Origin of the sequence: Streptomyces sp. NPDC032198, from assembly GCF_040636975.1 — a bacterium.
GTDB lineage: Bacteria > Actinomycetota > Actinomycetes > Streptomycetales > Streptomycetaceae > Streptomyces.
In genome coordinates this window covers 346703-360972 of sequence record NZ_JBEZVL010000007.1, presented here as the reverse complement: position 1 = coordinate 360972, position 14270 = coordinate 346703, and the positions used below count along the sequence as shown (strand labels likewise).

Genomic DNA, 14270 nt, shown 5'->3' with positions numbered 1-14270 from the left:
CCGCTCACGGGTCGAGGTCGTCCGCCGCCCGCTCGCCGAAGATCCGCATCGCCTTGGCCGTCACGGGGCCCGGTGCGCCCGGCAGTTCACGCCCCTCGATCCGGTGCACGGCCTGCACGTCACGGAGCGTCGACGTCAGGAACACCTCGTCGGCCCTGTCCAGGACGTCGAGCGGCAGATCGCTCTCGCGCGCGCCCGTCCAGTCGACGGTCAACGCGCGCGTGATGCCCGCCAGGCACCCGGAGGCGACCGGCGGCGTGTGGATTTCGCCGTCGAGCACCACGAAGACGTTCGATCCGGTGCCTTCGCAGAGCTGCCCCACGGTGTTGGCGAACAGCGCCTCCGTGGCGCCCTGTTCGCTCGCGCGCGCGAGGGCGACGACGTTCTCGGCGTACGACGTGGTCTTCAGGCCGGTCAGGGCGCCGCGTTCGTTGCGGGTCCACGGCACCGTGATGACGGCCGTCGAGTCGGGTCGCCTGCTGACCTCACCGAGGGCGGCGATCAGCGTCGGCCCCTGGTCACCCCGGTCCGAGCCGAGCGGCGAGAGGCCTCCGGTGTACGTGATGCGCAGCCGCCCCAGCGGCATCGGATTGGCGTCGAGAACCGCGGCGCAGGCCGCGCGCACCTCGTCGAGGTCCGGCTCGGGCAGACCGAGGCCACGTGCCGAACGGGCGAGCCGGTCCAGGTGCCGGGTCAGCGCGAAGGGCCGCCCCTCGACCGACTTCACCGTCTCGAAGATTCCGTCGCCGACGGTCAGTCCGTGGTCGAGCACGGAGACACGGGCCGTCTCGAGATCCTGCAGGCCGCCATTGAGCCAGATCTTCACTAAAGGGTCCCTCCACTCACTTCGTACGCTCCCGACGCTACCGCCAGCAGCCGTTCCGCCTTCAGTTCGGTCTCCCGCCACTCCCCCTCGGGGTCCGAGCCCCAGGTGATCCCGGCGCCGGTGCCGAACCGCAGCACACCCTCCGCGCGGTCGATCCAGAAGGTGCGGATGCCGACGGCCAGTTCGCCGGTGCCCCGGTCGGCGTCGACCCAGCCGATGCCGCCGCAGTACGGGCCGCGGGGCGCTGTCTCCAGGGCGTCGATGATGCGCAGGGCGCTGGACTTGGGGGCACCGGTGACGGAACCGGGCGGGAAAGCGGCCGCGAAGAGTTCGGGCCAGCCGGCGCCGGGCCGCAGCTCGCCCCGGACGGTGGAGACGAGATGGACGAGGCCCGGATGCTTCTCGACCACGCACAGGTCGGGCACGGTCACGGAGCCGGTCACGCATATCCGCCCGAGGTCGTTGCGGACGAGGTCCACGATCATGACGTTCTCGGCGTAATCCTTCTCCAGGAGGTCGGCCTCGGTCCGGCCCGTTCCCTTGATCGGCCCCGACTCGACGACGCTGCCCGCGCGCCGCAGGAACAGCTCCGGGGAGGCCGTGGCTATCTCGACGCCGTGGTCCGGCAGGCGGATCGTCCCGGCGTACGGAGCGGGGTTCCCGCGCGCCAGGAGGGCCGTCAGGGCGTCCACGTCGGCGCCCTCGGGGGCGGGCGCGGACAGCACGCGGCAGAGGTTCGCCTGATAGACGTCTCCGGCCGCGATGTGTTCCCGCACACGACGTACACCGTCCACATACGCGGCGCGGTCGAGCGACGACGTCCAGTCACCGGCGGCGGGCCCCCGCCACGCGCCGGGCACCGGCGCGGGCACCGGCTCCGCGCGCACGTCGTCGAAGCGGGCACAGACCAGTCCGCCCTCGAAGTCCGCGGAGACGGCCCAGAAGCCGTGGGAGTCCAGCGCCGAGGGATCGCTGGTCACGTCCCTGAGGCCGGTCGCGAGGAGGCCGCCGAAGCGCGCCATGGGCAGGGACGCCCCGGAGGGCGGCCGGGAGGACATCCGAGGGGCGCTGTGCACGTCTGTGAGTCTATGACCGGCGTCCTGGTCGCGCCCCGGGCCGGTGACAGCGCAGCACGCTGCGCAAACGCGTTTTTGTACTGGCCCAGGAATCCGCTAGAGTTCAACACGTCGCCGGGACGCGCAAGCGGGCCGGGAAAGACAAGCGGACGTAGCTCAGTTGGTAGAGCGCAACCTTGCCAAGGTTGAGGTCGCCAGTTCGAACCTGGTCGTCCGCTCGCAGGAAGTGGGGGATCTTCCCGACCCCCCGCACTCCTGGTGGAGTGGCCGAGAGGCGAGGCAACGGCCTGCAAAGCCGTCTACACGGGTTCAAATCCCGTCTCCACCTCCAAGGACGATTAGCTCAGCGGGAGAGCGCTTCCCTGACACGGAAGAGGTCACTGGTTCAATCCCAGTATCGTCCACTGGATCTTCTCGAAGGCTCCGTCTTCCTGAGGTCTGAACCCGCGCGATTAGCTCAGCGGGAGAGCGCTTCCCTGACACGGAAGAGGTCACTGGTTCAATCCCAGTATCGCGCACGCATGACGCACCACACGCTGTACGCAGCACACGCAGGTTGACCCGCGCGATTAGCTCAGCGGGAGAGCGCTTCCCTGACACGGAAGAGGTCACTGGTTCAATCCCAGTATCGCGCACCATCCGTACGAAGCCCCCGGCCGTTCCCACGGCCGGGGGCTTCGTCGTTCCTCCGGTCAGGAGGAGAAGAGCATGTGTCCGAAGCTCTGGTGGCGCTTGTTGTGGCCGTAGTGCCCGCCGTGACCGCCGTGGTGGCCGCCGTGCTGGGGAGCGCCCCAGGCCGGGGCCGGAGCGGCCGGGTAGCCCTGCGGGGCGGGCGGTGGCGGCGGGGCCTGCTGGCCGCCCCACTGGCTCTCGAGCCGGCTCAGGGCCTCGAGCTCGCCATAGTCGAGGAATATCCCGCGGCAACCGCTGCACTGCTCGATCTGGACGCCATTGCGGTTGTACGTGTGCATCGGTGCGTGGCACTTGGGACACTGCATGGTCGGCTCAACTCCTCGCCGGTCGTGACTGCTTCGCCGGAACTCTGCCCGGCTTCGGTGCGTTGCACCCTACTTCGTGGTGGTGGGCTCCAACTCCGGCGGGAGGGCGGCCATTCGATCACAGGCGTCGACCACTGCAAGCTCGACCTCGTCCAGGGCCCGGTTCTCCTTGACGGACTTGGCGACGGCCAGGGCGGCGGTCTGCGCGGTGAGGGCGCGGGCCGGTACGTCGAGGGCGGGCCAGGGGTCCGTGCCGTCGGCCGGGACCGCCGGTCCGCGTGCCGCGCGGTAGGCGCTGAGGAAGCGGGTCCACTCGTCGGGGGCGAGGAGGCCGCAGGCGTACCAGGCGGCGGGGCGGGCCAGGTCCCAGGCCGGGTCACCGAGGCCGAGGTCGTCGATGTCGATGAGCAGCCAGCGCCCCGCGGGGGTGCGGACGAGCTGGCCCAGGTGCAGGTCTCCGTGGCACAGGAGCTTGGGGAGCGGTGCGGGCGCCTCGGCCCGGGCCCAGGCGGGAAGCGTGGCCCAGGCCCGCTCGACGGGGGCTGCCGCGGGGTGCGGACCCGCGGCCCGCATCCGCGTCATCGCGCGGGCGGCCTTCACGGGGCCGCGCATGTCCGGGAGCGGCTGCGGGAGTTCCGCGGGGGAGGTGGCGTGCAGGCGGGCGAGGAGGGTGGCGGCGGCTTCCCAGGGGGCGGCGTCGGGGTCGTCGCGGTCCACCGGGATACCGGCCTCCCAGCAGGTGACGAGGCGCCCGTGCAGTGGTGTCGCCGTCACGCCGAGCGGCGGCAGAAGGGTGCCGTGGAGGGCGGCGGCAACCCGCAGACGGACCGCCAGCTCTACGGGGTCCGTGCCAGGAGCGTGCGCCTTGGCGACGGTGTCACCATGCCGGACGACCGTGGCATCGTCCCGGTCCGCGAGAACGACTTCGGGCCCGCACGCACAGGGACGCGACGCCCGGTGGGCCGCCTGCCCGGCCTCCTCGGTCAGCACAGCCAGCAAGGCGGTCACGGATCCCCCGGGGTACGTCGATCGATGCTCCCGCGAGCGTACGCGGGGCTGCGCAGGAGAACCCCGCGGAGTCCCCGGCACCCCGCAGAGCCCCTCGGCGCAAAGAAGTGCCCGCGCAGCTCCCCAGCTGCGCGGGCATTTCTCGTGCCGTCCGCCGCACCCCCGTCCCCACGGGGTTTCCTGGCCGGATGTCCCCGCCCGGACCGCTCATCCGGGCCCGGGGCGCCGCTCAGCGCCCCAGCATCACGCCCACGGACGACGCCTGTGTGACCACTGCTTCCCAGCCGCCGAAGACGACCACCAGCAGGGCCGCCAGAGGAAGAACCATGGCCGTCGCCACCAAGGGATGGCGCGTGCCGGACGGGCGGACGCCGAACGTGGCGAAAGCCTTACGTCCCTGCGTGCGGACCATTGCCCGCGGTGCCGTGTCCGCCATGGTTCCTCTCCTGACCGAGTCTGTATGAAGGTGAGAGCGGCGGGTGTCGGACCTCGGGGGACGAGTGCTGCACCCGCCGCTTGACCTCAAATCTAGGTGCGCCCGAAGCCTGGGTCGTCATGCCCTCGTACCGATTGGCGGGCCTCCCGGAGGATGAGCGATCGGCCCTCGTGTACTCCCATGGGTGGAGACGGGGTCCTAGGTCTCAGGGTCTTCCCGGAGGGGGCGTGCCGCCTGCTCGGAGGTGTCCTCCCGCGGAATGGGCTGCTCGACCAGAGCCGGCACACGAGTCGCCATGAACCGTGCCGTCCGTACGACGGAGCCTCCCCCACTGGCTGAAGGGCGTGGGGGCACCCCCAGGGTGACTTCGCTCACTTCGACCACCCCTCGGCGCACCGCCGTCTCCACCCGGCGGCCCGCCCGGCTCGCCACCACCTCGTACGTCCGTGTCGTGTCCCCGGCGTCCACGACTATCTCCACGCGATCACCCTTCACGGGATCAATCCCCCTTCAGCGATGGATGGTTGGGGAGCGCGCCCCGTACAACGGCCGCTCTCCCCCGGCGCCCTGACCACTCTTCACGTTTCCCACCCGGCACTGACAATCGGTCGGGCCGCGAGGGCGCGGCCTCTGCACCTGCCCGGCCACGGAAACGTAAGCTGTGGCACGACAACGGACCGGGCAGCGGGGATGGACATGGCGATGATGCGGCTCCGGCGCGAGGACCCGCGTGTCGTCGGCTCGTTCAGACTGCACAGGCGGCTGGGCGCCGGCGGCATGGGTGTCGTCTACCTGGGGTCGGACCGGCGGGGGCAGCGCGTCGCCCTCAAGGTGATCCGGCCCGATCTGGCGGAGGACGAGGAGTTCAGGTCGCGCTTCGCGCGCGAGGTCTCCGCGGCCCGCCGCATCCGCGGCGGCTGTACCGCGCGGCTCGTCGCCGCCGATCTCGACGCCGACCGGCCGTGGTTCGCCACGCAGTACGTCCCCGGGCCCTCCCTGCACGACAAGGTCGCCGCCGAGGGGCCGCTCTCCGCGGCCGATGTGGCGGTCGTCGGCTCGGCGCTCGCCGAAGGCCTCGTCGCCGTACATGAAGCCGGTGTCGTGCACCGCGACCTGAAGCCGTCGAACATCCTGCTGTCCCCGAAGGGACCCCGGATCATCGACTTCGGCATCGCCTGGGCCACCGGCGCCTCGACGCTGACCCATGTGGGCACCGCCGTCGGCTCGCCCGGTTTCCTCGCGCCCGAACAGGTGCGCGGCGCCGCCGTCACACCCGCCACGGACGTGTTCGCCCTCGGCGCCACCCTTGCGTACGCGGGGATGGCGGACTCACCCTTCGGGCACGGCAGTTCAGAGGTCATGCTCTACCGCGTCGTGCATGAGGAGGCGCAGCTCGGCGGGGTTCCGGACGCGCTCGCCCCGCTGATCAGGGCCTGCCTCGCCAAGGACCCGGAGGAGCGTCCCAGCACGCTCCAACTGTCACTCAGGCTCAAGGAGATCGCGGCCCGTGAGGCACAGGGCCTGACGGACCCGCGGCCGCCCGCGCCCCGGCAGGACCAGGACCGTCCGACGGGACGGATGGCCGAGGAGTACGCGGACCAGCGCACCCAGCGGCGTCATCCGCAGGGCACTCCCCCGCCCCGGCCCAGTTCGTCACGGCCGAGTTCTTCGCGGACCGGGGGCTCGCGCACGGGTTCCTCGCGCCCGGGTGCGTCCCGGCCCCAGTCCTCGCGGTCCGGATCCAGTTCCTCGCGGTCCGGTTCACGTCCCGGGCAGGCCAGGAACACCACGCGCTCCGGCGGCGCCCGGCGGCCCGCCAACCCGCGGCTGCTGCGCCAGCGGCTCTTCGTCTTCGTGGTCGTGACGCTGCTCGTGGCCCTGGGGATCGCGGCGGCCCAGGGATGCCAGGGGCCCGCGCGCGGGCTCGGCGGCAGCGGCGCGCACGAGGTGCGCGACGTACAGCAGAGCCAGCGGCAGGACCCGGGTCCGGGCCCTCAGAGCTGAGGGCGGCCCGTCGCCACCGCGTAGAACGCGACCGCGGCCGCCGCTCCCACGTTCAGCGAGTCGACGCCGTGGGCCATCGGGATGCGGACCCATTCGTCGGCTGCCATCAGGGCCTTCGTGGTGAGGCCCTCGCCCTCCGCGCCGAGCATCAGCGCGACCCGGTCCATGCGGTGGGGCGCCGCCTCGTCCAGGGTCTTCGCCTTCTCGTCCGGGGTGAGCGCGAGGAGGTTGAAGCCCGCTTCGCGTACGCCCTCCAGGCCCTTGGGCCAGGATTCGAGGCGGGCGTAGGGGACGGAGAAGACCGCGCCCATGGAGACCTTCACCGAGCGGCGGTAGAGCGGGTCCGCGCAGTCCGGTGAGAGCAGGACCGCGTCCATGCCCAGGGCGGCGGCACTGCGGAAGATCGCGCCGATGTTGGTGTGGTCGTTGACCGACTCCATGACCACGACGCGGCGCGCCGTGCTGAGGAGTTCGTCCGACGTCGGCAGCGGCTTGCGCTGCATCGAGGCGAGGGCGCCGCGGTGCACGTGATAGCCGGTGACCTGTTCGGCCAGGTCGGGGTTGACCGCGTACACCGGGGCAGGGACCTCGTCGATGACGTCCCGCATGACGTCGACCCACTTGGCGGAGAGCAGCATCGAGCGCATCTCGTAGCCCGCCTGCTTGGCACGTCTGATCACCTTCTCGCCCTCGGCGATGAAGAGGCCCTCGGCGGGCTCGCGCTTGCGGCGCAGTTCGACGTCGGTCAGGCCCGTGTAGTCGCGCAGGCGCGGGTCGGTGGGGTCGTCAACGGTGATGAGATCAGCCACAGGGTGATACTGCCTTGTCCTGGGTGTGGTGCCAACGCCTGGGAACGGGTTGGGTTACCGGTGGTTACTCGAGGGGTCGGGGTGACTAGGCGGAACGGTCGGGGCCCACATTCACCACGTCGCCGATGACGATGACGGCCGGGGGCTTCACCTCATGGGCGGCGACCTCGGCGGCGACGGTGGCGAGGGTGGCGTCCACGCGGCGCTGGGCCGCGGTGGTGCCCTCCTGGATCAGGGCGACGGGGGTCTCGGGCGACCTGCCGTGCGCGGTGAGCGTCTCGGCGATCCTGCCGATCTTGTCCACGCCCATCAGGACCACGAGGGTGCCGCGCAGCTTGGCCAGGGCCGCCCAGTCGACCAGGGAGCGCTCGTCGTCGGGGGCCACGTGGCCGCTGACCACCGTGAACTCGTGGGCGACGCCGCGATGTGTGACGGGGATGCCCGCCGCGCCGGGCACCGAGATCGAGCTGGAGATGCCGGGGACCACCGTGCAGGGAATACCCACTTCGGCCAGCGCCTGGGCCTCTTCCATGCCACGCCCGAAGACGAAGGGGTCGCCGCCCTTGAGACGCACGACCGACTTGCCCTGCTTCGCGTGCTCGATGAGGGCGTTGTTGATGGCCTCCTGGGCCATGAAGCGCCCGTACGGGATCTTCGCCGCGTCGATCACCTCGACGTGCGGCGGGAGTTCCGCGAGCAGGTCGCGGGGGCCGAGCCGGTCGGCGATGACCACGTCCGCCTCGGCGAGGAGACGCCGGCCGCGGACCGTGATGAGGTCGGGGTCGCCGGGCCCGCCGCCGACGAGGGCGACGCCGGGGGTGCGGGTGCGGTGGTGGGGCGCCACGAGGGTGCCGTCGCGCAGGCCCTCGACGACCGCGTCGCGGATGGCCGCGGTGCGGCGGGGGTCACGGCCGTGGATGTCCGTGGTGAGGACGGCGACCGTGACGCCTTCGGAGCGGCCGGTCGCGGGGGTCAGCGCGGTGGCGGCGTCGGCGTCGTCCGAGCGGACGCACCAGACGCGGTGGGCTTCGGCCTCCGCGGATGCGGCCCTGTTGGCTTCGCCGTCACTGGTGGCGATGAGGGCGTACCAGGCGTCCTTGAGGTCGCCGGTCTCGTAGCGGCGGCGCTCCCAGGTGATCTCCCCCGCGTCCGCCATCGCCTCCACGGAAGGGGTCGCCGTCGGCGACACCAGGTGGATGTCGGCGCCCGCGGCGATCAGGGCGGGGAGGCGGCGCTGGGCCACCTGGCCGCCGCCGAGCACGACCGTGCGGCGGTCGGTGAGGCGGAGGCCTACGGGGTAGGCGGGGCTTTCAGCCATGGCGGGAGGCTCCTCGTGCGGGGCGCTGCCGCTGCGGCGGTGGAGCGGCGCTGACGTGCGGGTTCTGACGTGCGGGTTCACTTTACGGTGCGGGTAGGGGCGGGCTCTTTCCGCGAGCCCGCCCCTACCCCCGACAACCGGGGCTTCGCCCCAGAACGCGGCTACTTCTCCGTTACCCCCGCCGAGTCGAACGTCGCCACCTCGTGCATCGCGCGAGCCGCGCTCTGCACCACCGGGAGGGCGAGCAGGGCGCCGGTGCCCTCGCCCAGGCGGAGGTCGAGGTCGATCAGGGGGCGCAGGCCCAGCTTGTTCAGGGCCGCCACGTGGCCCGGCTCCGCGCTGCGGTGGCCCGCGATGCAGGCCGCGAGGACCTCGGGGGCGATGGCGCGGGCGACCAGGGCCGCCGCGCCGGCGCTCACGCCGTCCAGGATGACCGGCGTACGCAGGGAGGCACCGCCGAGGAGCAGGCCCACCATCGCCGCGTGCTCCAGGCCACCGATCGCCGCGAGGACGCCGATCGGGTCGGCCGGGTCGGGCTGGTGCAGCTCCAGGGCGCGGCGCACGACGTCGACCTTGCGGCTGTGCATCTCGTCGTTGATGCCCGTGCCGCGGCCGGTCACCTCGCCCGGGTCGGTGTCCGTGTAGACGGAGATGAGGGCCGCGGACGCCGTGGTGTTCGCGATGCCCATCTCGCCGGTGAGCAGGGCCTTGTTGCCCGCGGCCACCAGATCGCGGGCGGTCTCGATGCCGACCTCGATGGCCGCCTTGACCTCCTCGCGGCTCAGCGCGGGGCCGGTCGTCATGTCGGCCGTGCCCGCCCGGATCTTGCGCGGCAACAGGCCGGGGGTGGCCGGGAGTTCACTGGCCACGCCCACGTCGATGACGCACACCTCGGCGCCCACCTGGTTGGCGAACGCGTTGCAGACCGCGCCGCCGCCGAGGAAGTTGGCGACCATCTGCGCGGTCACCTCCTGGGGCCAGGCGGTGACGCCCTGGGCGTGCACACCGTGGTCGCCCGCGAAGATCGCGACGGCCGCGGGCTCCGGGATCGGCGGCGGGCACTGCCGGGAGAGGCCGGAGAGCTGCGCGGAGATGATCTCCAGCATGCCGAGCGCGCCCGGCGGCTTCGTCATCCGCTTCTGCCGCTCCCACGCCTCGCCGAGCGCCTTCGCGTCCAGCGGGCGGATGTTGGAGACGGTCTCCGCCAGCAGGTCGCTCGGGTCCTCGCCGGGCAGGGCACGGCGGCCGTACGTCTCCTCGTGGACCACCCAGGAGAGGGGACGGCGCTTGGACCAGCCTGCCTGCATCAGCTCAGGCTCCTCGGGGAACTCGTCGACGTATCCGACACAGAGATAGGCCACCACTTCGAGGTGCTCGGGCAGGCCGAGGGTCCTGACCATCTCCCGTTCGTCGAAGAAGCTGACCCAGCCGACACCGAGCCCTTCGGCGCGCGCCGCGAGCCAGAGGTTCTCGACGGCGAGGGCCGAGGAGTACGGAGCCATCTGCGGCTGCGTGTGACGGCCGAGGGTGTGGCGGCCGCCGCGGGTCGGGTCGGCGGTGACGACGATGTTCACCGGGGTGTCGAGGATGGCCTCGATCTTCAGTTCCTTGAACTGCTTCGCGCGGCCCTTGGGGAGCGACTTCGCGTACGCGTCCTTCTGGCGCATGGCCAGCTCGTGCATCGTGCGGCGGGTGTCCGCCGAGCGGATGACGACGAAGTCCCAGGGCTGCGAGTGGCCCACGGAGGGCGCCGTGTGGGCCGCCTCCAGGACACGGAGCAGCACCTCGTGCGGGATGGCGTCGCTGCGGAAGCCGTTGCGGATGTCGCGGCGTTCGCGCATGACGCGCAGGACGGCCTCGCGCTCGGCGTCGTCGTAGGCGGGGGCGGCGGGCGCCTCCGACTGCTGGACCGGCTCCGGCTGCCTGACGGGCTCGGGGACGACGGCCTCGTCCGCGGTTTCCGCCGGGTCGGCGGCCTCGGTCACCTGGACGGGCCCGGCCTCGACGACGGCCAGGGGCTCGGGGGCCTCCGGCGCGGCCGGCGCCTCCAGGATCTCGACGGCCGGAGGGGCGGCCTCCGCCTCGACGGGCTCGGGCTGCGCCTCAGGGGCCTCGGCCTCCTCCGCCGCGTCCGGGGCGGGAGTTGCCGCCGCGGCCTCTCCACTGTCACGCGGTGCGGGCACGGTGGCCTCGGGCTGGAGGGAGGCGGGCGTTTCGGCGGCTTCGACGGCTTCGGTGATCTCTGCGGCTTCAGCGGGTTCGGCGAGTTCGGCGGGTTCGGCGGTTTCGAGGAGAGCCGAGGGGTCCTGGGCCTCGGGGGCCTCCGGGGTGACCGGCGCCTCCGGGACGTCGGCTGCCGGAAGGGCGGCCTCCGGCTGCGCCTCGGGGGCCTCGGGCTGCGGGGCCTCGAAGTGCTCCGGAGGCACGGGCGCCGAAGGCGCGGACGCCTGCGGTACGGACTCCGGGGGCACCGACAGGGCGTGCGGAGGCGTCGGTGCCAGGTGAGGCGTGGTCGGCACGGAGCCCTCGACCGGCACGAACTGACCGAGGGGCGTGGGGGCCTGGGGCGCCTCGGGCGCCGCGTAAGGCTGCGCGTTCGGGTCCCCCGGAAGCCCCTCGCCCTGCGGCGCCTGGGCCATGGGGACATCTACGTACTGCTGGGCCTGCTGGGCCTGCTGGGCCTGCGGGATGTGCGGGCCCTGGGTCGCGTGCCCCGCGCCCGCGAGCGGCGCGTCCGACCAGGGCTGCGCGCCCGCCATGGCGAACTGCGGCTGGCCGGAGCCCTGCGCGTGCACGGCCTCCTGGCTCGCTTCCGGGGCGGGCGCGGACGGGTCCACGGCGACCGGCTGCTCGGCCGACGGCTGCTCGGCGTCCACGGTGAACGCGGGCTGCTCGGCTTCGGTGACGGCGTGCGCGAACTGGGCGTCGGCCTCAGTGCCTTGCGCGACCGCGAGGTCGGCGGCATCCGCGGCCTGCGGGAAGGCGGCAGCGGGCGTCTCGGCGGCCGGCGCGGGCTGCGGGGACTCGGGCGCGACGGCGTCCTGCGCGCCCTGTGCAGCCGGTGCGTCCTGGGCGTCCTGTGCGTCCGGCGTGCCCTCTGTGACGGGAGCGACGGGACTGACGGGAGTGACTTCTGGGACGACCGTTTCTGCTGGTGCGATGGACTGCACTGACTGCCCGTACTGAGGAGACGGGGAGACCTGGAAGTCCTGGGAGACCTGGGAGTCCTGCGCGTGCTGGGACTGCTGCGCGTGCTGGGACTGCTGCGGCTGAGGCGTCCACGGAGTCGCGCCCTGCGGCGCGTTCTCACCGAGCTGCTGACCCGGCAGCATCCCTTCCCCGTCGCGCGGGATGTCGAGGTACTCGGGCCCCACGGTGGGCGGTCCCGCGTGCCGCACGGGCGCGGCGTGCTGCGGCGCACCGGCCGGACCGCGGTCGGCGAGGGAACGTACGGGACTGCCCGAGCCGTCGGGAACGGCGGGACCCGAAGGGCCCCGGTGGAGCGGGCGGCGGGACGGGCCGGGGTGCGACGCGGGCGCGGGGGTGGCCGCACCGGGCAGCTGGACGCCGTTCAGGTCGACCGAGCCGCTGTCACGGCCGGCCGTCTCGTGCGGGCCCGGCTGATGCAGGGGCTGCGGCTGCCCGGCCGGTTGCTGCCCGACCGCGTGCTGGGCGGCCGGCTGCTGGGCGAACGCCTGCGGGGCCGCCGCGTGCTGGCCGACGAGGGGCTGGCCGCCACCCATCGACTGACCGCTTATCGACTGACCGCTTATCGACTGACCGGCCGCGTGCTGGCCACCGACGGCGTCGTCGGGCATGGGCTGCGGCTGGTCCACCGCAGAAGGATCGACACCGGGCTGACCGACCACCGGCTGCCCGGCGGCGTACTGGCCCCCGAGCGACGGGTCCGCCACAGGCCGGCCCACACCCTGCCCGGCAGCCACCGGCTGACCCGGCTGCGGCTGAGCCGACGCCGGCTCGCTCCAGGCGCCCTGGGCACCCGGCATCAGCAACAGGTCGTCATCGTCCGCGGGGGCGACGCTCTCGGCGGGATTCTCGGAGGGGTCGAGGTAGGTGTACGCGCCCGGGGCGGGGACGCCCGGCTGCTCCACCATGCCTGCGTTCTCCGGCAGTCCCTCGCCCGGGACCTGGCCGGTGTCGGTCATGCGTAACCCCTCGCCCATCGGTTAGTGCTTCTTCGACCGCCCCTCAGCCTTCGGCCGGGGAAGCCCCATCGCCCGGAGCGGCGCACCAACCGCCCGTCCATCTCAACGAGCGTGTGCGCCACGCGGCACGAACCGCGTACGGACAACAGGCATTGTCCCGGGTGGCCTGCCACCGCGGCGGCTTGATCCGCAACGGCCCGCTGTGGGCTGCGCCACGTTGCGCGCCCTCCGGTCCTGCCGTACCACACACCCCCCAAAACGGGCGAGCTTTCCGGACATTGACCAACTATTTGCCGGACACTCGGGTGCGGTACAACGATCGGCCAGCCTACCCCGCACCGTGCGGCAGCAGGGTCACGGGGCGCGATCGGGCAACTGTCCGGAGAGCAGGAAGACCACGGTCCGCTCCCGCTCCGTCCACGCGCGCGTGTCGAGTTCGACGGACTGGAGCAGCGCGCATTCGACCGCGTATCCGTGCTCCGTCAGGCCCCTGCCGATGAGTTCGGCGGCGTCACGGGTCGACGCGTGCGTCACGATGCGCGCCGGGCGTCGGTCGGCGACGGCGGAGACCACCTCGGCTCCCCCGCCCCCGATCCGTACGACATCGGGCTCGGGCAGGTCTTCGAGGATGTGCGGCGCCGTGCCGTGCAGGATCTCCGGCTGTACGCCGAAGTGGCGGGCGACCGCCGTGGTGCGGGCGCAGGCGTCGGGGTCGGCGTCGACGGCGATGACGGCGGCGCCGAAACGTGCCGCCTCCACGGCGAAGGCGCCGCTGCCGCAGCCGATGTCCCAGACCAGGTCGCCCACGCGCGGGCCGATGCGGGCGAGTTGGACGGCCCGCAGGCGGTCGCTCTCGCCCTCGCCGAGCTGGGCGTCGCCGCCGTAGGCGGGGGCGGGCAGCGCCCAGCCGCGCGGGGTGCCCGGGTCGCGTCCCGCGATCCAGCCGGTGTCGGAGGCGGCGGCCGGGCCGCCGATGACGATGACGACGTTCGGGTCGCGCCAGGTGTGGTCGGCGGCCTTGTCCGAGGTGAGGACGGTGACCTGTTCGCGCTCGGTGCCGAGCTCCTCGCAGATCACGAAGGTGCGGTGCACGCCCTGGAGCAGCAGGCCGAGCTCGGCCGGGCCCGCGCCGGGCGAGGTGAGGACGGCGACCTTGGGGTGCGCGCGGCAGACGTTCACCGCGCGGCGCAGGGTGCGCGGGTGGGCGACCACGACCTGGGCGTCGTCCCAGGGCATCCCGGCGCGGGCGAAGGCCTGGGCGACGGAGGACACGGCGGGCACCACTTCGACCTCGAGGCCGTACTCGGGGGCGCGCAGCGTGCGGACGACGCCGAAGAACCCGGGGTCGCCGTCGGCCAGGACCACCGCGGTGCCGCGGTGGGCGGCGATGCGGCGGGCGGCCAGGCTCACGCTGCCCAGGCGGATGCGTTCCGCGGCAGGCGGCACCTCGCCGAGCGCGAGGTGGTGGGCGGCGCCCGCGACGAGTGTGGCGGCGCCGAGCGCCGAGCGCGCGGTGGCGGTCAGCGGCGAGCCGTCCCAGCCGATCACCGTGACGCGGTCGGCCATCGTCGTCTGTCTCCTGGAGTCTCGCGGATCGTCTGAGGGGGCCGGGCGTCGCGTGTAGGGGGC

The 14270-nt window shown here is 73.1% G+C and carries 11 protein-coding genes and 5 tRNA genes; 6 read left to right on the top strand and 10 right to left on the bottom strand.

Annotated features, from left to right (window positions below):
• Window positions 1–4: 4 nt before the first annotated feature.
• Entirely contained in the window at window positions 5–826 is an 822-nt protein-coding gene (locus tag AB0E78_RS21120; protein WP_361834420.1) for an aminodeoxychorismate lyase, read from the bottom strand.
• A complete protein-coding gene (locus AB0E78_RS21115; RefSeq protein ID WP_361834686.1) occupies window positions 826–1884 on the bottom strand; it encodes a chorismate-binding protein in 1059 nt (352 codons plus the stop codon). Before AB0E78_RS21115 ends, AB0E78_RS21120 begins: the two co-directional genes overlap by 1 nt.
• A 163-nt stretch (window positions 1885–2047) precedes the next feature.
• Between AB0E78_RS21115 and AB0E78_RS21110 the strand changes: the two genes are divergently transcribed.
• From AB0E78_RS21110 to AB0E78_RS21090, 5 genes are all read left to right on the top strand, one after another.
• Window positions 2048–2120, top strand: a tRNA-Gly gene (locus AB0E78_RS21110).
• Window positions 2121–2159: 39 nt separating this feature from the next.
• Window positions 2160–2233 (top strand) — tRNA-Cys (locus AB0E78_RS21105).
• Window position 2234: 1 nt separating this feature from the next.
• A tRNA-Val gene (locus AB0E78_RS21100) sits at window positions 2235–2306 on the top strand.
• Between the two features lie 42 nt (window positions 2307–2348).
• Window positions 2349–2420 (top strand) — tRNA-Val (locus tag AB0E78_RS21095).
• A 45-nt stretch (window positions 2421–2465) separates the two neighbouring features.
• Window positions 2466–2540: transfer RNA gene (locus AB0E78_RS21090), tRNA-Val, on the top strand.
• Window positions 2541–2594: 54 nt separating this feature from the next.
• On the opposite strand, the gene AB0E78_RS21085 is transcribed toward AB0E78_RS21090, so the two are convergent.
• The 4 genes from AB0E78_RS21085 to AB0E78_RS21070 form a co-directional block, all read right to left on the bottom strand.
• On the bottom strand, window positions 2595–2900 hold the full coding sequence (locus AB0E78_RS21085; protein WP_361834417.1) for a zf-TFIIB domain-containing protein: 306 nt from the start codon (window positions 2898–2900) through the stop codon (window positions 2595–2597).
• A gap of 69 nt (window positions 2901–2969) precedes the next feature.
• Window positions 2970–3908 carry an aminoglycoside phosphotransferase family protein gene (locus tag AB0E78_RS21080; RefSeq protein WP_361834414.1) on the bottom strand — a complete coding sequence of 313 codons (939 nt, stop codon included), beginning with the start codon at window positions 3906–3908 and terminating at the stop codon, window positions 2970–2972.
• 229 nt (window positions 3909–4137) lie between these two features.
• The gene (locus tag AB0E78_RS21075) at window positions 4138–4344 is read right to left on the bottom strand and encodes a hypothetical protein (RefSeq protein WP_361834411.1); all 207 of its coding nucleotides are present in this window, start codon (window positions 4342–4344) and stop codon (window positions 4138–4140) included.
• Window positions 4345–4542: 198 nt separating this feature from the next.
• Complete coding sequence (locus tag AB0E78_RS21070; protein ID WP_361834409.1) at window positions 4543–4839, bottom strand: hypothetical protein; 297 nt, start codon at window positions 4837–4839, stop codon at window positions 4543–4545.
• A gap of 195 nt (window positions 4840–5034) precedes the next feature.
• Between AB0E78_RS21070 and AB0E78_RS21065 the strand changes: the two genes are divergently transcribed.
• Window positions 5035–6348: a serine/threonine-protein kinase gene (locus tag AB0E78_RS21065; protein ID WP_361834406.1), complete on the top strand. Its 1314-nt coding sequence runs from the start codon at window positions 5035–5037 to the stop codon at window positions 6346–6348.
• On the opposite strand, the gene AB0E78_RS21060 is transcribed toward AB0E78_RS21065, so the two are convergent.
• The 4 genes from AB0E78_RS21060 to cbiE all read right to left on the bottom strand — a co-directional run bounded on the left by AB0E78_RS21060 (window position 6339) and on the right by cbiE (window position 14207).
• Window positions 6339–7157: an RNA methyltransferase gene (locus tag AB0E78_RS21060; RefSeq protein WP_361834404.1), complete on the bottom strand. Its 819-nt coding sequence runs from the start codon at window positions 7155–7157 to the stop codon at window positions 6339–6341. The two genes, AB0E78_RS21065 and AB0E78_RS21060, sit on opposite strands and share 10 nt — an antisense overlap.
• A gap of 85 nt (window positions 7158–7242) precedes the next feature.
• Entirely contained in the window at window positions 7243–8475 is a 1233-nt protein-coding gene (gene cobA / locus AB0E78_RS21055; protein ID WP_361834402.1) for a uroporphyrinogen-III C-methyltransferase, read from the bottom strand.
• A 161-nt stretch (window positions 8476–8636) separates the two neighbouring features.
• On the bottom strand, window positions 8637–12641 hold the full coding sequence (cobT, locus tag AB0E78_RS21050) for a nicotinate-nucleotide--dimethylbenzimidazole phosphoribosyltransferase (protein WP_361834400.1): 4005 nt from the start codon (window positions 12639–12641) through the stop codon (window positions 8637–8639).
• Window positions 12642–12995: 354 nt separating this feature from the next.
• The gene (gene cbiE, locus AB0E78_RS21045; protein ID WP_361834398.1) at window positions 12996–14207 is read right to left on the bottom strand and encodes a precorrin-6y C5,15-methyltransferase (decarboxylating) subunit CbiE; all 1212 of its coding nucleotides are present in this window, start codon (window positions 14205–14207) and stop codon (window positions 12996–12998) included.
• Between the last annotated feature and the right edge of the window lie 63 nt (window positions 14208–14270).

What these genes read in the sequence shown, in the direction of transcription:
- AB0E78_RS21115 (WP_361834686.1), bottom strand. Translation starts at nt 1,884, where the DNA reads ATGTCCTCCCGGCCGCCCTCCGGGGCGTCCCTGCCCATGGCGCGCTTC.
- cobA (WP_361834402.1), bottom strand. Translation starts at nt 8,475, where the DNA reads ATGGCTGAAAGCCCCGCCTACCCCGTAGGCCTCCGCCTCACCGACCGC.
- AB0E78_RS21085 (WP_361834417.1), bottom strand. Translation starts at nt 2,900, where the DNA reads ATGCAGTGTCCCAAGTGCCACGCACCGATGCACACGTACAACCGCAAT.
- cobT (WP_361834400.1), bottom strand. Translation starts at nt 12,641, where the DNA reads ATGACCGACACCGGCCAGGTCCCGGGCGAGGGACTGCCGGAGAACGCA.
- cbiE (WP_361834398.1), bottom strand. Translation starts at nt 14,207, where the DNA reads ATGGCCGACCGCGTCACGGTGATCGGCTGGGACGGCTCGCCGCTGACC.
- AB0E78_RS21065 (WP_361834406.1), top strand. Translation starts at nt 5,035, where the DNA reads ATGGACATGGCGATGATGCGGCTCCGGCGCGAGGACCCGCGTGTCGTC.
- AB0E78_RS21075 (WP_361834411.1), bottom strand. Translation starts at nt 4,344, where the DNA reads ATGGCGGACACGGCACCGCGGGCAATGGTCCGCACGCAGGGACGTAAG.